Source organism: Paenibacillus sp. J22R98, assembly GCF_059383835.1.
In genome coordinates this window covers 1,100,843-1,123,307 of the sequence record NZ_JBXENW010000001.1, presented here as the reverse complement: position 1 = coordinate 1,123,307, position 22,465 = coordinate 1,100,843, and the positions used below count along the sequence as shown (strand labels likewise).

The following is a 22,465-nucleotide window of genomic DNA, read 5'->3' as shown; positions in this document are numbered from 1 at the left end:
CGTAGACATTACAATCACTTTGTAATGACTGCAATGATTTTATTCACGGGCACGTATATTTTCGTCCCCAATAAGGTTCGCATAATAACAATGCCGTTGTTTACTTTGATGACACGACCTCCGATTTCCTCTGCCGAAGCTGTTTTAAGCACGACAAATTTCCCTCGCATACGGTTCAATAGAGCTAGCATGGCGTTCATCCCCCTCTCGTTTATACTCATTCTATGAGAGTTGGAACTAGAGGGTTCGGGCTTGTACGTTTATTGGCGCAGCTGTTCGCGCCATTTGTATTTAGGTTGCCAGTTAAGCAGTCGCTTCGCCTTCTCGCTGCTGAGCAGGGATTCGTATCCTCCCAGCGGTTCGCGGAAGTCGGAAACCTCCGGATAACGCACTGACATCAACTCGCGGCTTTGTATGTCCATACTGGTTTCATCTGATGCAAGGTTCAGCGCTACCGACCCGAGTCCATCCGCTTCGATAGCAAGGCGGCAGGCTTCCGCTGCATCCCTAGTGTCGATGTAGCTCCAAAGGATGCGTTCGCGCTCTTCTGGACTATGAATGAACGATGGGAATCGTTCATACGATTCGGGTGAAATCACGTTGCCGAGGCGTAGCGATATAATCTGCATGCCAGTCCTGCGGTGAAACATATCGGCCGTCGCTTCATTCACGATCTTGGACAAGCCGTAGCTGTCTTGCGGCAGCTGCGGATGCGCCTCATCGATCGGAACATAGTGAGGACCGAACGGATGGACTGCAAAGACAATACCGTAAGAGGATTCGCTCGATGCGATGACCGCCTTTCGAATGCCTAGACCGGCTGCCGCTTCCAGCACATTGTACGTTGACATGACATTGTTGCGGAATGTCACCTCCGGTGAAGTCATGCCTGCTCTGGGAATTGCAGCCAGATGCACGACCGCATCGGACCCTGCAAGAGCGCCGTAAGTTTGGCCTAGATCCTCAAGGTCCACGATGAGCGTAGGGCAAAGCGATTCCACCGGTTGACGGGTATCAACGTTCAGGACATCATAACCCTGCTCTACCAAATGACGTACCACCCAGCTTCCCAACATACCGCTTCCACCGGTAACAACTACTTTCGTCATCAACTATCCACCTCCGTCTTCTCCTGATGCTGATTTCTTGCACTATTATTTGCTAGGCTGTATCGCCTAATACCGGAAATTCGGTTTAGTTCGTTAAAACTTCTTCGATTCGGCTAATAATGTCTTCGCCAAGCTCAATGCCCGACGCTTTGGCGTTCTCTGACACTTGCTCCGGACGGCTTGCTCCGATAAGTGCGCTGGCGACGTTGGTTTGACGGAGAATCCAGGCAAGCGCCAAGTTTCCGACAGTGATGTCGAGGTTTTGCGCGATGCCTTCCAGCTTACGGACTTTCTCAATCTTCTCATCAGTGATGCCTTTGCGCACCCAGTCCAGCTTAGCGGCGCGGCTTTCAACCGGAATATCTTCGGCTGAAGTATATTTACCGGTCAGCAGACCTTGCGCCAGCGGCGAGAATACCACCTGGCCGATGCCGGAACGTTCGCCGAGCGGAATGACTTCTTTCTCGATATAGCGCTCGAACATGTTGTAGATGGGCTGGTTCACGACGATGCGGTCCAACAGAAAGCGGTCTGCGCAGCTGAGCGCGTCTGCCATCTGCGAAGCTTGCCATTCGCTGACGCCGACGTATAACACTTTGCCTTGTCGTACTAAATCGTCCAAAGCTCGTAGTGTCTCTTCAAGCGGCGTCTCCGGATCATAACGGTGGCAGTAATAGACATCCACGTAATCGTGGCCGAGCCGTTTTAGACTAGCATTCGCCTGTTCAATGATATGCTTTCTGGAAAGACCGCGATCGTTCGGCCCATCGCCCATCTGCCCGTATACTTTTGTAGCCAGTACGTACGATTCGCGCGGATATGCTTTCAGCGCTTCTCCAACCAACTCCTCAGCTGCCCCCCGCTCGTATACATTCGCCGTATCAAAGAAGTTGATACCGAGCTCGTATGCCGTTTTAATAGAATGGATTGCATTCTCACGCTCGACGTAGCCGCCGTATGTCAGCCAACTGCCCAGGCTGATTTCGCTCACCTTCAGGCCTGTCCCGCCCAGTTTCCGGTATTTCATGAAGAATTCCCTCCTGCTTCGCGAGTTGATATCGTATCCTCTTTCCAAGAAGACTTCTTCATTCTATGATAGTTTATATATGATTTAAAGAAGTGAAATTATTATCATTAAATTATATAAATTATACTTACTATACTCTTATATACTTAAGTGTTCGAGTCAGCTCGCTTGTCGGTAATGGCCTCAAACCCCAAAATCCGAAAAGAGCTTCTCAGTAATATTGATCAAATTCACTTTCATACACTAACTTAGTTGATCTTCAGAGGGAGGTTGCCAACCTTATGCCTCTTAGCATTAAGTTGCAGAAGTTCGTCGATAAACTGCCTATTCCCAGTACTTTATCCCCGATACAGCGAAACAATAATTGGACATATTACGAAGTAACTATGAAGGAGTTTTACCAAAAACTCCACAGAGATCTTCCCCCTACACGCTTATGGGGGTATCAGGAAACCTATCCTGGCCCAACCTTTGAAGTCATGCAGCATGAAATGGTTTGCGTTAAATGGATGAACGATCTTCCAAACAAACATTTTCTCCCAATCGACACGACGATTCATGGTTCTGAAATCACCTTGCCAGAAGGCAGAAGCGTTGTTCATTTGCATGGTTCTACTACACCGTCCCATAGCGATGGTTACCCCGAAGCCTGGTTTACACGTCATTTTGAACAAACAGGCCCATTATTCCGAAGAGAAATCTATGAATACCCCAATATCGACCGCGCAATGACATTATGGTATCACGACCACACGATTGGCATCACTAGATTAAATGTCTATGCGGGACTTGCTGGATTCTATCTGATCCGTGACAAGCATGAGGAATCCCTTAATCTGCCCAAAGGAAAATATGAGATACCTCTGTTAATCCAAGACCGCTCGTTTAATCCGGATGGCTCGCTCTCCTACCCAAGTTGTCCGGATGATAAGAAGGTATGTACTCCTTTCCCTTCGTTAGTACCTCCTTTTGATGCGAATACCATGTTGGTGAATGGTAAAGTTTGGCCATATCTGGAAGTGGAACCTAGAAAATATCGTTTTCGAATACTAAACGGCTGTAATAGTCGAATACTTACAGCAGCCCTTGATTCAGGTGAACCTCTTACCCAAATCGGATCGGATGCCGGATTACTGGAACAACCGGTGAAAATGAATCAAATCGTTTTAGGTTCATCAGAACGTGCGGACATCATAATTGATTTCTCCAAACAATCCGGTCAGATCATCACGCTTAAAAATGCGACCAAAAGTGCTTCCCCCGAAACTACAGATATCATGCAATTTAGAGTCATTTTACCTTTACAAAATAAAGATACTAGTTCGGTACCTGCGAATTTAGGGAAAATCAGCCGACTTACCAGAAACATGGCGCAAAGAATACGGGATTTGCCCCTGATTCGAATAAAAGATCAATATAATCGATCTTTGAATTTGCTTAGCGGAAAAATGTGGAACGATCGTATATCGGAGGTAATTGAGCTAGGTGCAATTGAAATTTGGAGATTTATTAATCTAATAGATGATGACCCGCACCCAATCCACATCCACTTAATTGACTTTGAGATACTTGATCGTCAACCATTCGATGTCACTCATTATCAGCAAGCAGGTAATTTGAAGTTTACAGGCCCTGCCGTTCCGCCAGAACCGAACGAAACGGGACTTAAAGATACCGTTCAGACTCCATTCGGTTATGTTACCTCTATTATCGCCCGGTTTGGCCCGTTTACAGGCAGGTATGTATGGCATTGTCACATGCTCGAACATGAGGATTATGAAATGATGCGACCTTTTGACGTAGTTAGAACGGAACACCAACGAAATAAATGAATGGAGTTGAACAAAGGCAGCCATCGTAATGAACTGCTCCGCCAATTGCTAGTGCCTATTAGGGGCTTGTGCCGGCTTTTGATAAAGGCTTAGTCCGATTCGGAATCCGCTTTAATGATGTTATCGATATGAAACCATTCCCCATCAACCAGGACCTTCCTTGTATAGGGATCTATTCTATCGATAACACCAATCACTGCACAATCTTCAAACTCATGATATAGCCTTAAGTGGACTGTGTAGCGCAGTCCTAATGATGCAATCAGTACGTTCATAATTTGATCACGCTCAAATGGGTCTAAATTAGGCTTTGGGGGTCGTCGATATCGATTTCGGAAGTTTAAACTGACTTGTTTGATCTGCCGTTCAATCAAAAGTAAGTTTGCCTGATTCACTTGTTCGTGCTCCATAATAATAATCACCCTTTATAACGTGGTATTATCATTATACACGAACAAATGTTCTTGTATCCATATCTTTTTCACTAAATCTTTAAAGAACGATGCTGCCTTTCTACCATTACGGCATGAAAGGAATAACACTGCCTCCAAGGACTCCTACAATGACGATCATCCATGGAGGCAATTTCCAATATACCAACATTCCGAATAAAACCACCGCAAGCACAAAATCTTCAGTCGAAAGTATCGCTGAAGTCCAAATCGGGTTATATAATGCAGCTAGCAGAATACCAACAACCGCAGCATTCACTCCAGTCAGAGCACCACGCATTCTAGAGCTTTTTCTTATATGATTCCAGAACGGTAACGTTCCGACCATGAGAAGAAACGCCGGAAGAAATATGGATATTGTAGCCAGTACGGCTCCCCATACTCCCCGAATCATAGCTCCTAAATAACTTGCAAACGTAAATAGTGGCCCAGGGACAGCCTGTGCCGCACCGTATCCTGCTAAAAAATCTTGTTTGCTGATCCAACCTGCAGAAACAACTTCCTTTTCTAAGAGAGGCAGTACCACATGCCCTCCTCCAAATACTAGGGAGCCTGAACGATAAAAGCTGTCGGCAATTGCAAGCCAAGGGTTATCTGTCAATCGGTGCAACAAAGGCAGAGCGATCAATAAACCGGCAAATAAAAGTAAAGATCCCAGTGCTACCCCTCTGTTTAAGGATAGATCTAATTCTGAAGCAATTGGTGCTTCTTTATTGCGATAGAGGAGTAAGCCAATCATAGCTGCAAGTACGATCAGAATGACCTGACTTAATGCCGTCGACAACAGCAACGTAAAGGCCATTGTTATAATGGCAATACTTGCTCTGCTGCGATCCGGTGTTAACGTTCTCCCCATACTATAGACACCTTGAGCTACAATGGCGACGGCTACAATTTTCAATCCATGAATCCAACCCGTATTTCCAATGTCAAATCCTTGTACGGCCAATGCAAAAAGAACGAGTGCCAGTACAGATGGAAGGGTAAACCCAAGCCAAGCTACTACTCCTCCGGCTATACCAGCTCGGATAATACCGATACCCATCCCTACTTGGCTGCTGGATGGACCCGGTAGAAACTGACATAATGCTACGAGTTCTGCATACGTTCTTTCGTCCATCCACTTTCTTCTTTTGACATATTCATTCTGAAAATAGACAAGGTGAGCAATTGGCCCTCCGAACGAAGTAAGTCCTAGCTTCGTTGAGACAATGCCAACCTCCAGCAACGTTCGTAACTTACCATCCGATGTGTTCGCATGCCGCTCGTTTGCTTGTTCAGTGTTCAAGCTGGTTCTCCCTTTCTTATTTACCTTCTGCAATAAACAGCTCCATGCGTTTTTTTATCGAATCGCGTACTTCACGGAATTTCGCTGTGATTTCTTCCTCTGTTCCTGTTGCTTTAGCCGGATCTTCAAAGCCCCAATGCCATCTCTGCGCTTTGTCATTCTGAACAACCGGGCAGTTATCATTTGCATGTCCACAAAGCGTGATGATGTAATCCGCCTGTTTTAAAATTTCCGGATCAATGACATCCGATGTGTGATTAGAAATATCTATGCCGGCTTCTTTCATGGTTTGAACGGCGCGTGGGTTTAATCCGTGAGCTTCGAGTCCCGCGCTTCTTACCTCATATTTATCACTGCCAAGAGCCTTCAAAAACCCATCAGCAATTTGGCTTCTGCAAGAGTTTCCTGTGCATAGAAAGTAAACGAGCGGCTTGTTGTTCATGATGATTGATCTCCCTTATCGTCGATTTGTTTGATTTGTACTACTTCTTGTATCACTATTTCTTCAATATGTTCTTTTGGGGAACCGAATACCACTTTAATCAGTAACGCAACAACGATCATAATTACCGTACATAAAGCAATCAAAATCCAAACGTTAATGGTTGTCGAGTTAATCAGGTGCAGCCACAAATATAGTCCGGAAAGCGTAATAAACAGCGTCGGAACTGTCAGTATGATGCCTGTTTTAAAATAATTACCCCATGTGATTTCAACGTCCTTACGAGATAACACATGCAGCCATAAAAGAGTTGCAAGTGAGCCAATCGGTGTAATTTTCGGACCCAAATCGCTTCCGATTACATTCGAGTAGATTAACGATTCTCGAATGACACCTCCTGTTGCCGTTCCTTTAATGGCGAGGGCATCTATCATAACCGTCGGCATATTGTTCATCATTGAAGACAGTATCGCTGCAAGGAAACCCATTCCGATCGTTGAGATGAACAGTCCTTTGTCGGCTAAGGTTTGTATTAACCTTCCCAGTTCGTCTGTCAGACCAACATTGCGCAGCCCATAGACAACAACATACATTCCAATTGAGAAGATCACGACAGCCCAAGGAGCCCCTTTAATGAGCTTCCAAGTATGAATGGCTGGACTGCGGCGTGCAACCAACATAAACCATATGGCAACTACGCCGGCAATGACCGAAACCGGAACATGGATGAACTGGCTTACCAGATAGGCAACAAGAAGCACTGCTAAGATAATCCATGACAGCTGAAACATCTTCTTATCTTTTATGGCATCGACTGGCTTGATAAGCTGCTTTAAATCATAATTGTCAGGGATGCTCTTACGGAAGAATAAGAATAAGACCAGAAGGCTTGCCAATAGGGAGAATAGATTCGGAATGATCATCCGACTGGCGTATTCCACAAAGCCGATACCAAAATAATCAGCCGACACAATGTTGACGAGGTTGCTAACCACTAGCGGCAACGAAGTCGTATCCGCAATAAAACCGCTCGCCATGATGAACGGCAAAATCATTCGTTGGTCAAATTTAAGCGCCCTCACCATCGCAAGCACGATGGGTGTCAATATAAGTGCCGCTCCATCATTAGCAAAGAAAGCTGCCACGGCTGCGCCAAGGAGAACAACGTACACAAACATCAACTTTCCGTTGCCTTTTGCCATTCGTGCCATATGCAAGGCAGCCCACTCAAAGAAACCAATCTCATCTAAAATAAGTGAAATCAAAATGATGGCTACAAACGCAAGTGTCGCATTCCACACGATACCGGTGACGGTGCCAACGTCGGCGAAATCCACCACTCCGAAAATCAGAGCAAGAATGGCACCACCGCTTGCTGACCAGCCGATATTAAGCCTCTTTGGCTGCCAAATGACAAATGTTAAAGTGACCAGAAAAATAAGAAACGCTATTATCGTCATGTTGTACCCCCAATCACTCGCATCAATCCGGTATCCAGCGGGCTCATTGAATTAGCAGCATTTGTTTACCGCGTGCATATCTGTTTTCTCCACTATTTGAGGGGCAGATTTAACAACACAGCAAACATCTTGTTGAGTATTCTCATGCTCTTCTGCTGCTTCAAACTCACTATCCTCTTTGGTATAAAATACTTCCCATGGATTACCTTCCGGATCTGATACCCAAATTTTATCCTGTACTGCGTAACAGCATGTGATATTCATTTCATCAAAGGAAACCAGACCGGCTTCTTGCAAACGTGCTTTGGTTGCCAACACCTCTTCGGTATTCTGTACTTGAAAACCAAAGTGATTTAACACACCACGGTTTTCGTATGGACGAATATTTAACGAAAAATGCAATGAAGGATTATCAAGCTCAAACTTGGCGTAGTTTTCCTTTACTTTGGTCGGTTCTGCATTAAAAAGCTTTTTATAAAATTCAAGTGATAGCTCTAGATTTCCGACATTGATGGCTACGTGCATTTTCATGATTTAACACTCCTCTTTTATCAATTTGTTTTGATTAATAAACGATAAAAATTTAGCAGCAATCCGAATTACGATCCGACGGTCTAAAGATACAGCATAGCTGTTCGGAAAGCAGAGCGTTTATTTCGTTTGGATTCAGCTCGTAGTAGCTCCAAGTGCCTCTTGTCTCTTTTGTAATGAGGTCGGCATCGAGCAGAATTTTCAAATGATAGGATAGCTTGGATTGCGTCATTTCCACCACTTCGGTTAAATCGCAGACGCAGGTATTCCCGCGCTGGCAAAGCTCATATAAGATCTGGAGCCTTTTTTGATCCGCTAATGCTTTAAATTTCCGTTCATATTTTTCAAATGGTACCGGCGCAGTTGCTCGTTCATTGACTGGGATTGTTATTTTTATCGGGATCACCTCTCCTTAGATCAACTTTTCTTGATCTAACACTCGAGTAAAATCTAACACACATTCTTCTGCGTATCAACAATTAATCAAAAAAATTTGATTTACCTTCGCAAACTACCCGCACAAGTGGAATCTTCTATCAATAAAAAAAGGCAGCCCCTTCGGCTGCCTTTTTTGCCCATGCAACAAATACTCTTAGTCACGCAGCAACATCCCTTTTCGTAAATACGAGCCAAGAGACCAAATTAATCAATAGGAAGTAAATGATCAGGACAACAGCGGAAAAAGTCAGGGTCATCCCTTCTTGATAAGGGTGCCCGGATAAATACGGGGTCAGATCGATATTCGCAAACAAAATGTACTTGCTCCAGGTATAAGCTCGGAAAAACTCCGTAGCGATCGAACCCGCAAACATCGCAAAGAGGGAGAACCCGATGGCCATCGCACTGCTGCGAAACGCTGTCGAAATCATAAAGGCAATGGTAACAAACATAATCGTCGAAATGCCTTTAAGCAAGTACGTTTGCAACAGGTTTACGACCATGTTCCGTTCCACAACATCTCCGTCGGCATTTACCTGTAACAAGGGCAAGTCGGTGTGCCCAAATCCAAACAGCGTTCCGTTGATCAGGATAGATACGACAGCCATGATGAGGAGGAGCATGATCCCGAACAGAATCATCGATACATATTTAGACAGTAGAATTTTCAGACGGCTGTTTGGCCGGATCAGCAGCAGCTTAATCGTGCCGGAGGAGAATTCACCCGCCATGCTGTCCCCTGCGACAATAACGGTAAATAACGTGATCAAGATCACAAAGTTCGTCGACACGTTGATCCCTACCCACATCGTGCCATCGACCGGTCGGATATCGTGCTTAAGCTGATAATCGTATTTGACGACCATCTCTTCATCGAAGAGTTTACTTTCCTTGTTCAGATCCGGCTTCTGCAGCGCTTTCTCAAGGGATTGTTTCTCTGCGGCAACATGCTCCTGCCAAGTGCCGCTATGCGAATCATTGTTGTAGTCGTACCAGACCGAGAAGTTCACAATGCCAAGAATAACGATCATGACTCCGACCATGATCCATGTACGGATCCGACGGTACAGCTTCATATTTTCGTTCAATAACAGACTACCCAATTTTCCCGCCTCCAGTTATTTCCAAGAATCGATCCTCCAAGGATTGCCGCTGCGCTTGAACACCATAGACTCTGACATCCAATCTCATGAGATCCATCAGGATATCGGGAATCCGTTCCTTCTCAGTCATAAACTCCAGCCCTTCAGGAAGAACCCTCACTTCCTTTACATACTCAAACGACTTCATTGCATCCAGTGCACGCTCCACTGGCTTAACTTCAATGAAGTAGGTTTGCGCCTGGTCTGCCGACTGAACAAACTCCCGAATCGGCTTCACATCAACCAGCTTACCTTGTTGAAGGATGGCAACTCGATCGCACATCAGCTCCATCTCGGACAATAAGTGGCTGGAGACAATGACGGTAATGCCTTCCGTGCGGGTTAAGAGGCGCAAATAATCGCGAAGCTCGCGAATGCCCGCAGGATCGAGCCCATTGGTCGGCTCGTCCAGAATGAGCAGCGACGGACGATGCAGCAATGCTTGCGCTACGCCTAAACGTTGACGCATCCCCAGGGAATACTTCTTAACCTTGTCACGGATCCGATTGTCCAGCTTAACGAGGTTAACCACTTCATCGATGCGTTCCTTGGTCACGCCCGGCACCATCCTCGCATAATGAACGAGATTGTGGTAGCCGCTCAAATACTTGTACATTTCCGGGTTTTCCACAATGGCTCCTACATGACGAATCGCTTGCTCGAACTCGCTTTTAATATTTTTACCTTTGATAAAAATTTCGCCCTCGGTAATGGACATTAAACCGACCATCATGCGAATGGTGGTCGTCTTGCCGGCGCCGTTTGGGCCTAAAAATCCGAAAATCTCCCCTTGCGGAACATCAAACGTTAGATTATCAATAATCGTGGAACGGCCGATTCGTTTGGTTACTTGACGTAAGCTGAGGACAGGTTCATTGCTCATAATTGGTCTCCTTATATAAAGTATAATTAGATTTTAAGTTATGATTTATTGTTTTGCAATAAATTTTTATTAATTAAGGATGTATTATTGTTGTAAAATGGTGGTTGTTCATCAGGATAGTGCGGACGAGCACATATGCGCTTTTCTGCATAAAAAGGATAATAACGGACAACTTATTCACATTAAAAACTTGATTTCCTTTTTAATTTGGCTTAAGGAGTACTTTGTAATGAAATTCCTAAAACATCGATCCGGCGGGAATCCCTCAGAACCGGAACATCAAGATTATCAAGTTCCGTTAGATCCTAGCATCTCGAAAAATGAACAAATGATAAAAGCCATTTTCCAAGATTGTTCAGATGTCGTGTTCCATTCCTCCTCAAGCCCTATGCAGATCACTATGCTCGCGCTTTATATCGCCGGTTTGTCCGATCGAAACCATTTGGAGAGCATGATTCTCAAGCAGTTCGCGAGCCTCTCTCGGGAATTGGAACCGTCGGATGGCATCGATCAAGCCATTCAAGCAAACTTGATCCCAGTTAGCATAACGAAGAAGGTAACTCTCCTTTGCGACATAGTAGATAGCATCTTGAAAGGCGATGTCGTCTTTCTATTTGACGGCGTGGATTATGGTGTAGCCGTAACCGTTCAAGGGTCGGAAAGAAGAGCCATTGAAGATCCCCAATCAGAGCCCGTAATCCGCGGACCTCGAGAGGGCTTCGTGGAGTGCTTGCAAACAAATACAGGATTATTACGAGTAAGACTTCGGAGCGCCGATTTAAAAATCGAAACATTATCCATTGGAGAACTTTCGCAAACGGATGTCGTAATCGTTTACTTAAAAGCTATTGCGAAGGAGGATTTACTCCATGATGTTCGTCACCGGCTTCACCAAATTCAAATCGACGGAATCTTGGAGTCCGGCTATATAGAGGAACTTATTACTGATAGTGCATACTCTCCATTTCCGCAAATTCAGAACACCGAAAGGCCGGATGTGGTAATTGGGAGTCTTCTTGAAGGCAAAATAGCCATATTAACTGATGGTACCCCTGTCGCTTTGGTAGTACCGATGACATTTTGGACCGGATTGCAAGCAAGTGAAGATTATTACGAGCGATCGATCATTGCGACGCCCATTCGTTGGCTCCGCGTTTTATTTACGGCCGTTTCTTTACTTTTACCTTCCTTGTATGTTTCGTTAGTCAGTTATGATCATCCGGTGTTACCAACCAACCTTCTTCTGAGCATTGCTTCATCGCAAAAAATGTCTCCATTCCCCGCGATCATTGAAACGCTGATTATGGAAATTACGTTTGAAGCATTACGCGAAGCTGGATTACGACTTCCAAAAGGTGTTGGTTCCGCAGTCACCATCGTCGGCGGGATCGTTATCGGACAAGCGGCTGTACAGGCCGGGTTTATTTCTGCCCCAGTTGTCATCGTAGTGGCAACGACCGGAATCGCATCGTTCATTGTTCCCCGCTACAATTTCGGATTGGCTTTCCGCCTGCTGCGCTTCCCGCTGCTGTTGCTGGCCGGTTTTATGGGCTTTTACGGCTTAATGATCGGCATTATTGCAATCCTCATCCATCTAGCTGCATTACGTTCCTTTGGCGTACCTTACCTCTATCCAGTAGCACCGCTCTCAATAAACGGTATAAAGGATGTGTTCATTCGAAGACCGTGGTTCAACATGAGGAGGCACAGATGAATAAGACAGAGAAGCTCACCCAATGGCAATTTATTATTATTATTAGCGTTTCGGTTCTGGGTACTGAGATTTTTAATATCGCAGCCTTCCCTGCGCAATTTGCCAAGCAAGATGCATGGTTGTCCATTCTAATTGCTCCAATCACAAGCATTTGGTGTATCTATGTTTCTACTGCGTTAGCCTCCCGTTACCCCAATATGACGATTATTGAGTACAGCAGACGCATTTTAGGAGGATGGTTCAGTAAATTAGTTGAAGCCTATTACTTGTGCTTTCTCTTTATTTACACAGCCATGATGTCAAAAGTGATTGCCGATCTCATCGCCGTGATTTCACATCAGCTTACTCCGCATGTCGTAATCTTGCTCATGTTGTTTGTCGTCTGCGGTATAGCTGCTTGGTCCGGCATAGGCGTCATCGGCCGATGCGGCGAGATTATCTTTCCGATTTTGGTGGTTATTGCCACCTCGATATTGTTGATATCCATTCGTGATTGGAATGGGATCTATCTTCAACCTGTCGCAGATAACGGACTTCTCTCGATCATACGAGGCGCTTCTGTACCCAGTGGCTGGCTGGGGGAAACCATTCTCATCGCATTCTTAATCCCTTTTATGAATCAACAAAAACAAGCCCGCAAGGCTTCCTTGTATTCAACGCTAATCATTACCCTCTTCATGCTGAAAACAGTTCTTATATGCACCCTTATTGAAGGTCCGCTTGTAACAAAATTCCCCTTCCCTTACGCAGCTTTAATCCGCTATATCAGTTTAGGAGATGTGTTAGAAAGGCTTGACCCTGTATTTTTTCCGATATGGGTCTCCGTAGGATTTCTTAAGCTGGCCACATTTCTGTTTGTCACTTGTCTCTGTGTCAGTCGGATTTCCCAAGTGAAGAACCAGCGATCGATCACACTGCCCGTGGTTTTGATCGTCTTTATCGGAACGATTTGGATACTGAAAGATACCCCGGGCATGGATATCAGCTTGCAGTTCTACTTTTATACCTTCCCTGTTGCAAGTTTCATCGCTGCAAATCTAATTCCAACCCTCCTATTGTGCATCGACTCGATCCAATCCAGGTGGAGGACGATTCATGAGACTTAGAAACACCATCTCCGCATCTATGCTCTTGAGTTTGCTTCTGATAACCGGGTGCTGGGATCGGAAAGAAGTGAAGGAGCTAGCGATCGTTACTGCAAGCGGGTTAGATTTCAATAAGGACGGGACTCTAACGCAAAGCGTCCAAATTGCCATCCCGACGCCGATGCAATCCAGCGGGAGCAGCGGTGATCCAAAGTCTTTCTTCGTTATTGCTGCAAAAGGAAAAACGCTGGCCGATACGCGCCAACGCTTGCAGCAAAAAATCCATCTTAAGCTGTATTATTCTCATCGGAGAGTTATTATCATTGGCGAAAGCATGGCACGGCATGGGTTGGAAAAGGTATTTGACAGCTTTGGGCGTGAAATGGATATGCGGATGAGAAATATGGTATTCGTGGCCAAAGGAGCGGATGCTATGACGCTTCTTAATTATCCGGTAGCGCTCGAAGCGATCCCGGCGGATCAATTTCAAAACCTGCATAAGCAGCCGTCCGGCAGCGCAACAACGATCTTGAACTTTAATGCAACCGCCTCGTCTGAGGGAATCGAACCGATTATGGGGGCATTCGAGGTTATTCAAAAACAAGCGTCTAAAGAATCTTCCCCCTCACCTGCGTCAGGACCGGAACCGCATATCAAGCTATATGGCGTAGGCATTTTCAAGAAAATGAAGCTAATTGGTTATTTTAACGAAGAAGAAACCCGCGCTATGAATTGGGCTACAAAGAATATGTCGAGTTCTTTTATTACGGTCTACGTTCCGCAAGGTCAAGGCAACGTCAGCGTTCAAATTCTGAAGTCTAAACACAGTTTCCATCCGCTAATGGAAGGAAATACGGTACGCATGCAGGTCTCTATTCAAAGTGAATGCGAGATCATTGAGAACGAGACTAATCTAGACTTCAGTCAGCCAAGTAATGTTGAGCTCTTGAATAAACTTCTCTCCTCTGAGCTCATTCAATCCATCGGAAATTCGGTGAAGAAGAGCCAGCAGCAATTCAATGCCGACGTCTTCGGGTTCGGTCGTAGTCTGCATATTGCTTACCCTTCGGAGTGGAAGCGCCTTTCATCTACATGGACAAGCCTTTACCCACATGTAAATGTAACCATAGACGCAAAGATAGCTGTTGTAGGTACAGGTTACGCCAAATTACCGTTATACCGAAATGAGAAAACAGGTGACGTAGATTAATGCAGATTATGAACGTATTGTTTTTCATCGCATTCGCGGCTGCCGTGTCTTATTGTCAAGTCCGCAGCCTTATTCGCAAACACGAAGTGAGGACGGCCAGAATCTATATGGTGTTAATGGTACTCGCTGCGGTGATGTATTCGATTGTGTTCTTAAGCAAGTCGCTCCTATTTAATCCAATGAGTATCTTCTCCGTTCCATTTGAACAGATCGGGAAGTACCTGATAAGTTAACTGAATGTGCTGAAAGCCACATTGATCGGCTCAATGTGGCTTTCGGGTATTTTATCATATTAAATATTACTTTTTTCGAATCCCTGCTTCACGCGTACCAGCGCCTCAACATTGCGTGTCGTGATCGAATGAACGCCCCATTCCGCGTATTGGCGCATTAACGTTTCATCCTCAACGGTCCAAGCATATACGGGAAGTCCCAGTCCTTCGGCATATTCCACAAACTCTTGCCGCAGAAGGCCATGATAAATATTCACACCAAAGCACGATGCTTCGCGGGCATCCGCACAGGTTTGAACCATCGCCTCCCGGTAAGGCAAGGTCTTGAACAGCTCGATGTTGGCGTTAAGAAGCTTACGCATTTCCGGCTGCAGTCGCTCGGCCAGCAGTGCCCGTTGCACCTCGCAGCCCGAGAAGAAAGCCTGCTGCGACAAGCCGAATTTGCGGACCAGCGCCGCAGCAGGCTCAATTGCCGCATCCACCTTCAAGTCCAGATTCACGGTTTTTCCGGATGCCTGCACGAGCTGAAGCATGTCTTCCAGCTTAAGGAGTCCTGCGGCTTTGCCGTGCTCCGACTCCAATTGCAATTCGTTTAATTCCGCGTAAGTCATACTAGCTATATTCACATTCAACCGTTCAAAGGTCATCCATTCATCGTCATGTGCCAGCACCGGAATCCCGTCCCTGGTCACCCGAATATCCTCTTCCACTACGTCGGAACCAAGCTCGAGACCGATTTGAACCGAACGAAGCGTATGAGCTTCCGTGTCCATGCAACCGGCGTGAGCCGTAATCAAAGGAAAGCTTCGCAGCATTCTTCTCCCACTCCTAACTACCGTCTTAAGCTAACTATAAGTTTATTCGGATTCCGCGTAAATCGCATTCGTGAAAGCAACCGTCGTGCGCGCACCGCGCACGGTTCCTTTGAGCTCCGCTCGCACCCATTTCAAATCATTACCGGGAATCTCGAAGCGATATTGGTCCTGCTCCGTGCTTGCAAGCTGTTCGCCGATCACGCCGAGATTACTCATTAACGTAATTAAATACCCGGCTTCAGGAAACTCCCATAAGCCTGCTCTAACTTGAAAATCAATCTCCACGACAGCCACATAGCTATGGCTAAGTTCCTGCCCAGACACGCAATCGCCGATGCCATAAACCCTATTCTTCGAGTTCAGCTCCAGCGTCATAAGCGGTCCCATTGTTACGGATGCTCTGCCAGCGGCTAGAGCGCGCACGGCTTGTTGAGTTAAGCTGCCTTCGCTTGGATCGAGCCGCAAATACGTTACGGAGATGGGGGCATCGGTCTGCTCCTGTACATGCCAATCCCGACCTGAAGTTGCCGCGATTCGGAAGCCGTCGTTCAACCGCTCGGTCCATAGACGAAACGCGCGGGCATTGTCCGTCTTAATCGAAGGGAACGTACCCGACCATACCTCGATATAATCGAGCTGATTCCAATCTTGAATCTCAAACTCCCAGAAACAACCTGTGCACATCGGATTTCCGATGCGATAGGGATGCGCCATTCCGGCAATACCACCATGCGCATGGACCTGTTCAATTCCCTCGTGAATATCGCTTGGCCCTACCGGACGCCAGTCCACGAACTCGGTTAGTCCGATCGTCACCATATGTCCGTAGAACGTTGTCCACTCCATGCCTGAAATAATGTTGAGGCCAGTTTCTTGTTCGACGCGCTCTCTATCCTTCAAGCCGGTCATTGTATTGTGGTCGGTCAGAGCTACGCAGTCGATGCCCAGTCTCCTTGCCCCTTGCGCAAGCTCCAGCAGCGATTGCCTGCCATCACTGTGATCCGTATGCGTATGGAGTTCGCATGCCATCCAGCGCATCCTATACCGCCTCCTCGTGGTGAATTCGCAAGCGGTACCGGCAGTTGTCCGTCACAATCTCATGCAGACTTAACGTAACCCGCCACAGCCCTTTGGTCAGCTCGCCGATGACGAAGCCTGCTGACGCTTCCAGTCCACCGATGAACAGGAGCTGCTCCGGATCATGGCGATGACCGGCGCCGCGATGCCCTTTGGGGTCATCGACGGATACGGTGATCAAGTTTTTAAGCGGCAGATAAGATTCCCACTTCTCCAGCAGTCGACCGTGCTGCGCCGGTTCCGTGTACTTGTCGATGCCGGCCTCGATCAACGAATAAGCTTGTTCGCGGTTCTCTAGATTCTTAGGCTCGTAAGCGAAATCGATCCAGAGTTTGCCGCCTTGTCGGTCCAAATGAAAGCTATAGGCAATATGGGACTTGGAGCAGACGGAACTTACCTGACCCTCCGCTTCCAAGAGAAGACGTTTCATCACGAACGTGCCCCCTCTTCCTTAATCATGCTGCGAATGTAGAAGTAGCCCATGAACGAGCAAAGCAGAAAGGTGAAGAACGCGAGCGCAGAAGCCTTCTCCTTCTCCTGAAACACGCCGAAAATTTGCTCCATCGACACGCCGAGCATTTGCGGTGCATTGGGTCCAAGGAGGAACGGTGCGGTGAACGAGCCGATAACGCCCATGAAGACGAAGGTTACCGCCACAAGCAGCGTTTTGTAAGTGAGTGGCACGATAAACCGGCTGAATAGACGGAGTCTGCCAGCTCCTACATCTTTCGCGCTTTCCATCACCGAATCCGGTATACCCGCCAAGGCTGAACCCAGCAGCATGGTTGTGAAAGGTATGTTGAACCAAAGATTAGCAATAATAATGCCTTTCATATCGAAAATAATGCGTGGAACGCCGCTGCCGCCAAGCAGCAGCACAAAGCGCGATATCCAGCCATGGTTGCCGAGCAGCTGAATCAAGCCGTACGTCGCGATGACGGAAGGAATAAACATCGGGATCATGTACATATTCCGAATCCACCCGACTAATTTGCCTTTGTTGAAACGCATGTAAGCGGCCAGCGCATAACTGACGATAAGCACGATCACAACCGATATAACCGTCACTTCCAGCGAAAATATAATATTGGAGCGCATCAGCTTGTCAGTGAACAAGAACTTGTAATTCGACAGGTCGATGCCGCCCTCTTTATTGGTAAGACTCTCCTTGAAAGATACCGCGATTGGGATGACGACCGTGACGAACAGCAGAAGAAAAGAGGGGATGACCAGAAGCAATCCCAGTATCCCCATTTTCACTTGTTTCTTCATCATTGCGCCGCTACATCGCTTTGCCAGCGTTTGTTGATCTCGCTGCCCAGATCGCCGATGTTGAATGTACGGAAGCCTTCAGCCACGCCTTTGAAGGAATCCTGGATGTCCTGCGGCATGTTCGACAGCTGGATGCCGGGGAAACCGTGCATTTTGGTTACGACTACCGATTGCGCTTCCGGCGACAGCACGAAGTTCAGAAACTCATTGACCGCATCCTTCTTCTCAGACAGCTTCGGCACCATCAGGTACGTCGGACCACCGTTGAAGCCCGGGGTGATTTGCGCGATTTTGGTCGTATCCGGCAGCTGGCCGTTGCCGATTTGCTCAAGCGCCATGTCCGACCAAGCCGGGATCATGTCCACTTCGCCGCTGATAAGCAGATCCAGCGTGCCTTGGTTTTTCTTCGGATAGATGCCTTTGCCGTACACGTATTTGCCGAGATCCTTCAGCGTGTCGAAGCCTTTGTCCCACTGCTTCTCAATGCTCGGATCTGAGTTATGAATCGCATCTTCCGGAAGCTTGTCGTATAGTGTCGTTGTGACAAACGAACTGCCGGCGCCACCAGTGGACGGGTCGTTATAAGCGAAGTGTTCCGGGTTGGCCTTAATCCAAGCAAACAACTCATCAAGCGTTTTCGGAGGCGTCGGCACCTTCTCGCTGTTGTATGCGAGCACGACAGCGGATGAACGATACGGCACAGCCAGGTTGGATACGTCCTTCATCGTATTGGCATCAACGGAAGCAAGGTTGGTAATTTTGGCCGGATCAAGCGTTTCCCACAAATCGTCCTTCTGTCCTTGGGTTACGTTGCTCAGCCCGTCCTCGTACAGATCGATGTCGCCGGAGCCTTTGCCTGCTTGTTTCGCAGCAAGGATGCGATCATAGGTCGGCTGCGCGCCGGTACCGGAAGGAATATATACTTCTTTAACCTTGATATTCGGATGATCCTTCTCAAACATAGGCACAAGCGTGTCCCACAAATTCTTAACGTTCTCGGAGCCTGTGAAGTAGAAGCTGAATTCGACCGGTTCAGCCGATGTGTTCGTCGAGGCCGTATTGCCGGCTGCATTCGTCGCATTAGTCGTATTGGTGTTTGCTGCTCCCGCGTTGGCATTCTCAGCATTATTCGTGCTTCCACATCCCGCGAGAAGACCTGCGGTAACGGTTGTTAATGTCAGTAAAGTAAGGGTGGATTTTTTGCTAAACATGGTTATTTGCCTCCTTGGCATTGGGTTTTTGGATCGCGCTTGGATTCGATTGCCTTAAACTTCCGGATACGTTATGACTTTCTTGAAGCTGACATAAATCTGGTCGCCGGAATTTAGTTCCTTGACGGCATCCCGCGGCTGAAACGCCCGGATGACACCGTGCTCCGGTAATTGAATCGATACTTCGGCATAGTGGCCTAGAACCATAATCTGTTTGATGATGCCGGGCAAACCTTCTTGCTCTTGACTGGACATGATGACATCTTCAGGCCGGATTGCCAGCCATCCCCCGCCGGACAACGATTTCGAATTTGGAAACCTCAACTTCCCTACCGTGACTTGGCCTTCCGAAATCACCCCTTTCAAAAAGTTCATTTTGCCGATAAATTGAGCGACATACAGCGAGCTTGGCTGGTCGTATATCTCTTGCGGCGATGCGATCTGCTCGATCTTGCCGTGATTCATGACGACGATGCGGTCCGAAATCGACAACGCTTCCTCCTGATCATGCGTGACGAATACCATCGTAAGGCCGGTTTCCGCTTGAATCTCCCGCAGTTCCTCCCGCATCTCATGTCGCAGCTTCGCGTCCAGCGCAGAGAACGGCTCATCGAGTAGAAGAACAGCAGGCTTCAAGAGCAGAGATCTGGCAAGCGCAATGCGCTGCTGTTGTCCGCCCGAAAGCTGGCCGGGATATTTGTTCTCGGCATCCGGTAAGCGAACGAGCTTCAGGACATCTTTGACCTCCTTGCGAATGTCAGCCTTCTTCATCTTTCGTATTTTAAGACCGAATGCCAGGTTATCGAACACCGTCATATGCGGCCATAGATTGTAGCTCTGAAACACCATCGAAGTCGGACGTTTCTCCGGAGGAGACTTGAGCACACTTACGCCTTCTATGTGAATATCGCCGGAGTCCGGTTCGAGAAAGCCGCCGATGCTGCGCAGCACCGTTGTTTTGCCGCAGCCAGAAGGACCAAGCAGCGTAACGAGCTCTCCCTTATGCACATCAAGCGAAATCGAGGTAACCCCTTCGCCGGTGCGGTAGCGTTTCGACAGCTGTTGAACGGAGAGTTGTATGTTTCGACTGTCTCGAACTTGTTGAACTTCTTGCTTGTCTCGAATAGCTTGAATGGCCTGAATCATACTCTTGATGGCCTCCTTTGTTTTGCAATAATTGCTTCGTTACTTCAACGTAAACCCGCTGGACATGACATCCGCGCTTACGAAACGTTTGGCTGCAAGGAGCAGAATAATCGTCGGTGCGGTCAGAATGATGGAAAACACCGCGCCGGCGTATGCCGGATAATCGCTGATAATGGAATACATGACGATCGGCATCGTTTTGTAATTTGGGATACCAACCAGGAACGTACCCTGCGCTTCATCGAGCGAGTTAAGGAATGTGAAGATTGAGGCGACGATGATGCCTGGCAATGCCATTGGCAAGGTGATTTTTAGAAATACACGGATCGGGCCGGCTCCCACGTCTCTCGCCGATTCTTCCTGCGCTTGATGTACATTCCGGAAGGCGGCGGTCGGAATCCACGTCATGAACATAAGCACGTTGATCATATGAATCAAGACAACACCGAGCAGCGTATTCATCAGGCCGAGCTTGTAGAATAGCACCGCGATCGAGACATACAGCCCCATCTTCGGAAATGCATGGGTTAGCAGGAATGAGAATAAGAAGAAACGACTGAACGGGAAACGAATGCGTGCGAACGCATAAGCTGCCGGAATGCACAGCACGATGGACAGTCCTGTTACAATAGAGGCGATCATGAAGGATAAACCGATGGATTGCGGGATATCTTCCTGTTTGAAGACAAAGCTCCACCATTTCATGGACCATTGATGCGGCATTACGTCCGGGTAGTTCCATTTTCCGGTGAAGGCCAGAATGGCCAAGTTTAGCAGCGGTCCCAGAAAGAAAATGACGAAGATGACAAGCACGATAAATTCAATAATTTTCCTTGTTCCAAGTGCTTTGAAATACCAGCCCATGAAGGGTTATCGCTCCTTTCGATTTGGATCTATAGTGGTTTGGTTGACTGTCTAATAATTAGCCGAGGGAGCAGTTGATTGGGATACTCAATGTTTTGCTCCTGTCGGATCAGTTGGTCTAAAAGCCGAACGGACTGCGTGCCCATCTCTCCGGTATCTACCTTGACCGTCGTCAAGGATGGCGAGAACATAGCGGCGAAATCCACGTCATCGAATCCAACTACCGAGACTTGCTCGGGAATACGTATCGACTGCTCCAGCAGAAATTTCATCGCACCCATTGCGAGCATGTCATTTGTGGCGAAGAGCGCCGTATAATCGCCTTCCCGAAATTGACTCCATTGACGGCTCATAATCTCGTATCCTTCTCCAAAGGTCGAAGTCGCCGCGGATTGAATTACCGAATCGGAATCTTGCATACCGGCCTGCCTGATTGAAGTCATGAACCCTTTCAAACGTAAATGGTGACTTCGATGGCTTTGCGGACCAGCGATGACGAATACTCGCTCATGCCCGGTTTGCGTCAAATATTCGGCGACCATCCTGCCGCCTTCTTCGTCCTGGTTCACGATATGAATGACGCCATCGACGTCCGTCGAACCGTTCACCATGACAAATGGGATGCCGAAGTTTGTAATATGATCAATGACATTCTGCTGCAGCCGACTGATCAGAATGAGGCCATCCACTCGTTTCTCGATCATGAAGTCAGCTGACCGATAAGACATATCGTGATCCGTTGTAACGAATATCGAATAGTTCAGCCGTGCTGACTCCAACAGGACGGCATCGATGATTTTCCCATAGAAGGGATGTGAGGCAATCGGATGATCTCGTCTATACAAGAGCAACCCGATGTTATGCGTCCTTTGCGACACCATTGCCCTTGCAACCGCATTTGGTTTGTATTGCAGTTCCTCGATCAGCCCAAGCACCTTATCGCGCGCTTCCAGACTGGAATATCCATTTCCGGAAATAATCCTCGAAACGGTAGATTTGGACACTCCAGCGCGCCGGGCGATTTCTTTGATGGTCGGATTATCCACGATGCACTCCCTTTCACTGCTGTGAGACCGTTCCCACATGGGATCGTTCCCATACCTATAGATTAAGGAGTAGATGTTTCTACTGCGTTAAACCAAGCCTAAGGAATTGTAAATATAACGCTAAAAATATCCAATAAAATGAAAAACCACCGAATTATAACTCGATTTCGGTGGTTTTGTGTAAAATG

General features: G+C 47.2%; 24 protein-coding genes. 5 read left to right on the top strand and 19 right to left on the bottom strand.

The features are described 5' to 3' along the window. Positions 1-14 precede the first annotated feature (14 nt). The 3 genes from AC50Y3_RS05235 to AC50Y3_RS05225 form a co-directional block, all read right to left on the bottom strand. Positions 15-191, bottom strand: a complete 177-nt coding sequence (locus AC50Y3_RS05235; RefSeq protein ID WP_494817669.1) for a hypothetical protein — start codon at positions 189-191, stop codon at positions 15-17. Positions 192-260: 69 nt separating this feature from the next. Continuing rightward, positions 261-1,109: an NAD-dependent epimerase/dehydratase family protein gene (locus AC50Y3_RS05230; RefSeq protein ID WP_494817668.1), complete on the bottom strand. Its 849-nt coding sequence runs from the start codon at positions 1,107-1,109 to the stop codon at positions 261-263. 85 nt (positions 1,110-1,194) lie between these two features. Then, positions 1,195-2,136: an aldo/keto reductase family protein gene (locus tag AC50Y3_RS05225; protein WP_494817667.1), complete on the bottom strand. Its 942-nt coding sequence runs from the start codon at positions 2,134-2,136 to the stop codon at positions 1,195-1,197. A 281-nt stretch (positions 2,137-2,417) separates the two neighbouring features. Here AC50Y3_RS05225 and AC50Y3_RS05220 point away from each other — a divergent pair, with 281 nt between their 5' ends. Further along, positions 2,418-3,968: a multicopper oxidase family protein gene (locus AC50Y3_RS05220; RefSeq protein ID WP_494817666.1), complete on the top strand. Its 1,551-nt coding sequence runs from the start codon at positions 2,418-2,420 to the stop codon at positions 3,966-3,968. Between the two features lie 89 nt (positions 3,969-4,057). On the opposite strand, the gene AC50Y3_RS05215 is transcribed toward AC50Y3_RS05220, so the two are convergent. The 8 genes from AC50Y3_RS05215 to AC50Y3_RS05180 form a co-directional block, all read right to left on the bottom strand. Continuing rightward, positions 4,058-4,378 carry a YolD-like family protein gene (locus AC50Y3_RS05215; RefSeq protein WP_494817665.1) on the bottom strand — a complete coding sequence of 107 codons (321 nt, stop codon included), beginning with the start codon at positions 4,376-4,378 and terminating at the stop codon, positions 4,058-4,060. A 109-nt stretch (positions 4,379-4,487) separates the two neighbouring features. Next, complete coding sequence (locus AC50Y3_RS05210; RefSeq protein ID WP_494817664.1) at positions 4,488-5,708, bottom strand: chromate transporter; 1,221 nt, start codon at positions 5,706-5,708, stop codon at positions 4,488-4,490. Positions 5,709-5,724: 16 nt separating this feature from the next. Next, positions 5,725-6,150: an arsenate reductase (thioredoxin) gene (arsC, locus tag AC50Y3_RS05205; protein WP_494817663.1), complete on the bottom strand. Its 426-nt coding sequence runs from the start codon at positions 6,148-6,150 to the stop codon at positions 5,725-5,727. Continuing rightward, complete coding sequence (locus AC50Y3_RS05200) at positions 6,147-7,610, bottom strand: arsenic transporter (protein ID WP_494817662.1); 1,464 nt, start codon at positions 7,608-7,610, stop codon at positions 6,147-6,149. Before AC50Y3_RS05200 ends, arsC begins: the two co-directional genes overlap by 4 nt. Before the next feature lie 51 nt (positions 7,611-7,661). Beyond that, positions 7,662-8,144 (bottom strand): ArsI/CadI family heavy metal resistance metalloenzyme, encoded by a 483-nt coding sequence (locus tag AC50Y3_RS05195; RefSeq protein WP_494817806.1) that lies wholly within the window; start codon positions 8,142-8,144, stop codon positions 7,662-7,664. 49 nt (positions 8,145-8,193) lie between these two features. Then, entirely contained in the window at positions 8,194-8,526 is a 333-nt protein-coding gene (locus AC50Y3_RS05190) for an ArsR/SmtB family transcription factor (protein ID WP_494817805.1), read from the bottom strand. Positions 8,527-8,737: 211 nt separating this feature from the next. Next, on the bottom strand, positions 8,738-9,682 hold the full coding sequence (locus AC50Y3_RS05185) for an ABC transporter permease (protein WP_494817661.1): 945 nt from the start codon (positions 9,680-9,682) through the stop codon (positions 8,738-8,740). Beyond that, complete coding sequence (locus tag AC50Y3_RS05180) at positions 9,675-10,604, bottom strand: ABC transporter ATP-binding protein (RefSeq protein ID WP_494817660.1); 930 nt, start codon at positions 10,602-10,604, stop codon at positions 9,675-9,677. The genes AC50Y3_RS05185 and AC50Y3_RS05180 overlap by 8 nt, the downstream gene beginning before the upstream one ends. A 229-nt stretch (positions 10,605-10,833) precedes the next feature. Here AC50Y3_RS05180 and AC50Y3_RS05175 point away from each other — a divergent pair, with 229 nt between their 5' ends. From AC50Y3_RS05175 to AC50Y3_RS05160, 4 genes are read left to right on the top strand one after another with little or no spacing between them, the layout of a single operon-like run. After that, complete coding sequence (locus tag AC50Y3_RS05175; protein WP_494817659.1) at positions 10,834-12,318, top strand: spore germination protein; 1,485 nt, start codon at positions 10,834-10,836, stop codon at positions 12,316-12,318. Next, complete coding sequence (locus AC50Y3_RS05170) at positions 12,315-13,424, top strand: GerAB/ArcD/ProY family transporter (RefSeq protein ID WP_494817658.1); 1,110 nt, start codon at positions 12,315-12,317, stop codon at positions 13,422-13,424. The genes AC50Y3_RS05175 and AC50Y3_RS05170 overlap by 4 nt, the downstream gene beginning before the upstream one ends. Beyond that, on the top strand, positions 13,414-14,613 hold the full coding sequence (locus AC50Y3_RS05165) for a Ger(x)C family spore germination protein (protein ID WP_494817657.1): 1,200 nt from the start codon (positions 13,414-13,416) through the stop codon (positions 14,611-14,613). Before AC50Y3_RS05170 ends, AC50Y3_RS05165 begins: the two co-directional genes overlap by 11 nt. Continuing rightward, positions 14,613-14,846 carry a hypothetical protein gene (locus tag AC50Y3_RS05160; RefSeq protein WP_494817656.1) on the top strand — a complete coding sequence of 78 codons (234 nt, stop codon included), beginning with the start codon at positions 14,613-14,615 and terminating at the stop codon, positions 14,844-14,846. Before AC50Y3_RS05165 ends, AC50Y3_RS05160 begins: the two co-directional genes overlap by 1 nt. A 59-nt stretch (positions 14,847-14,905) precedes the next feature. Here the strand turns inward: AC50Y3_RS05160 and AC50Y3_RS05155 are convergent, their stop codons facing one another. The 8 genes from AC50Y3_RS05155 to AC50Y3_RS05120 form a co-directional block, all read right to left on the bottom strand. After that, complete coding sequence (locus AC50Y3_RS05155; protein WP_494817655.1) at positions 14,906-15,661, bottom strand: glycerophosphodiester phosphodiesterase; 756 nt, start codon at positions 15,659-15,661, stop codon at positions 14,906-14,908. Positions 15,662-15,703: 42 nt separating this feature from the next. After that, on the bottom strand, positions 15,704-16,699 hold the full coding sequence (locus AC50Y3_RS05150; protein ID WP_494817654.1) for a CehA/McbA family metallohydrolase: 996 nt from the start codon (positions 16,697-16,699) through the stop codon (positions 15,704-15,706). 1 nt (position 16,700) lies between these two features. Further along, on the bottom strand, positions 16,701-17,168 hold the full coding sequence (locus tag AC50Y3_RS05145) for a hypothetical protein (protein WP_494817804.1): 468 nt from the start codon (positions 17,166-17,168) through the stop codon (positions 16,701-16,703). Beyond that, positions 17,168-18,010: an ABC transporter permease gene (locus AC50Y3_RS05140; RefSeq protein WP_494817803.1), complete on the bottom strand. Its 843-nt coding sequence runs from the start codon at positions 18,008-18,010 to the stop codon at positions 17,168-17,170. Before AC50Y3_RS05140 ends, AC50Y3_RS05145 begins: the two co-directional genes overlap by 1 nt. Continuing rightward, positions 18,010-19,221 carry an extracellular solute-binding protein gene (locus tag AC50Y3_RS05135; protein WP_494817653.1) on the bottom strand — a complete coding sequence of 404 codons (1,212 nt, stop codon included), beginning with the start codon at positions 19,219-19,221 and terminating at the stop codon, positions 18,010-18,012. The genes AC50Y3_RS05140 and AC50Y3_RS05135 overlap by 1 nt, the downstream gene beginning before the upstream one ends. A 54-nt stretch (positions 19,222-19,275) precedes the next feature. Continuing rightward, positions 19,276-20,301 carry an ABC transporter ATP-binding protein gene (locus AC50Y3_RS05130; RefSeq protein ID WP_494817802.1) on the bottom strand — a complete coding sequence of 342 codons (1,026 nt, stop codon included), beginning with the start codon at positions 20,299-20,301 and terminating at the stop codon, positions 19,276-19,278. A gap of 105 nt (positions 20,302-20,406) precedes the next feature. Continuing rightward, positions 20,407-21,231, bottom strand: coding sequence for an ABC transporter permease (locus tag AC50Y3_RS05125; RefSeq protein WP_494817652.1), 825 nt, complete (start codon positions 21,229-21,231; stop codon positions 20,407-20,409). A 29-nt stretch (positions 21,232-21,260) separates the two neighbouring features. Beyond that, positions 21,261-22,277, bottom strand: a complete 1,017-nt coding sequence (locus AC50Y3_RS05120; RefSeq protein WP_494817651.1) for a LacI family DNA-binding transcriptional regulator — start codon at positions 22,275-22,277, stop codon at positions 21,261-21,263. Positions 22,278-22,465 lie beyond the last annotated feature (188 nt).

What these genes read in the sequence shown, in the direction of transcription:
- AC50Y3_RS05160 (WP_494817656.1), top strand. Translation starts at nt 14,613, where the DNA reads ATGCAGATTATGAACGTATTGTTTTTCATCGCATTCGCGGCTGCCGTG.
- AC50Y3_RS05175 (WP_494817659.1), top strand. Translation starts at nt 10,834, where the DNA reads ATGAAATTCCTAAAACATCGATCCGGCGGGAATCCCTCAGAACCGGAA.
- AC50Y3_RS05215 (WP_494817665.1), bottom strand. Translation starts at nt 4,378, where the DNA reads ATGGAGCACGAACAAGTGAATCAGGCAAACTTACTTTTGATTGAACGG.
- AC50Y3_RS05230 (WP_494817668.1), bottom strand. Translation starts at nt 1,109, where the DNA reads ATGACGAAAGTAGTTGTTACCGGTGGAAGCGGTATGTTGGGAAGCTGG.
- AC50Y3_RS05220 (WP_494817666.1), top strand. Translation starts at nt 2,418, where the DNA reads ATGCCTCTTAGCATTAAGTTGCAGAAGTTCGTCGATAAACTGCCTATT.
- AC50Y3_RS05170 (WP_494817658.1), top strand. Translation starts at nt 12,315, where the DNA reads ATGAATAAGACAGAGAAGCTCACCCAATGGCAATTTATTATTATTATT.
- AC50Y3_RS05165 (WP_494817657.1), top strand. Translation starts at nt 13,414, where the DNA reads ATGAGACTTAGAAACACCATCTCCGCATCTATGCTCTTGAGTTTGCTT.
- AC50Y3_RS05225 (WP_494817667.1), bottom strand. Translation starts at nt 2,136, where the DNA reads ATGAAATACCGGAAACTGGGCGGGACAGGCCTGAAGGTGAGCGAAATC.
- arsC (WP_494817663.1), bottom strand. Translation starts at nt 6,150, where the DNA reads ATGAACAACAAGCCGCTCGTTTACTTTCTATGCACAGGAAACTCTTGC.
- AC50Y3_RS05140 (WP_494817803.1), bottom strand. Translation starts at nt 18,010, where the DNA reads ATGAAGAAACAAGTGAAAATGGGGATACTGGGATTGCTTCTGGTCATC.
- AC50Y3_RS05135 (WP_494817653.1), bottom strand. Translation starts at nt 19,221, where the DNA reads ATGTTTAGCAAAAAATCCACCCTTACTTTACTGACATTAACAACCGTT.
- AC50Y3_RS05235 (WP_494817669.1), bottom strand. Translation starts at nt 191, where the DNA reads ATGCTAGCTCTATTGAACCGTATGCGAGGGAAATTTGTCGTGCTTAAA.
- AC50Y3_RS05180 (WP_494817660.1), bottom strand. Translation starts at nt 10,604, where the DNA reads ATGAGCAATGAACCTGTCCTCAGCTTACGTCAAGTAACCAAACGAATC.
- AC50Y3_RS05155 (WP_494817655.1), bottom strand. Translation starts at nt 15,661, where the DNA reads ATGCTGCGAAGCTTTCCTTTGATTACGGCTCACGCCGGTTGCATGGAC.
- AC50Y3_RS05200 (WP_494817662.1), bottom strand. Translation starts at nt 7,610, where the DNA reads ATGACGATAATAGCGTTTCTTATTTTTCTGGTCACTTTAACATTTGTC.
- AC50Y3_RS05145 (WP_494817804.1), bottom strand. Translation starts at nt 17,168, where the DNA reads ATGAAACGTCTTCTCTTGGAAGCGGAGGGTCAGGTAAGTTCCGTCTGC.
- AC50Y3_RS05125 (WP_494817652.1), bottom strand. Translation starts at nt 21,231, where the DNA reads ATGGGCTGGTATTTCAAAGCACTTGGAACAAGGAAAATTATTGAATTT.
- AC50Y3_RS05150 (WP_494817654.1), bottom strand. Translation starts at nt 16,699, where the DNA reads ATGCGCTGGATGGCATGCGAACTCCATACGCATACGGATCACAGTGAT.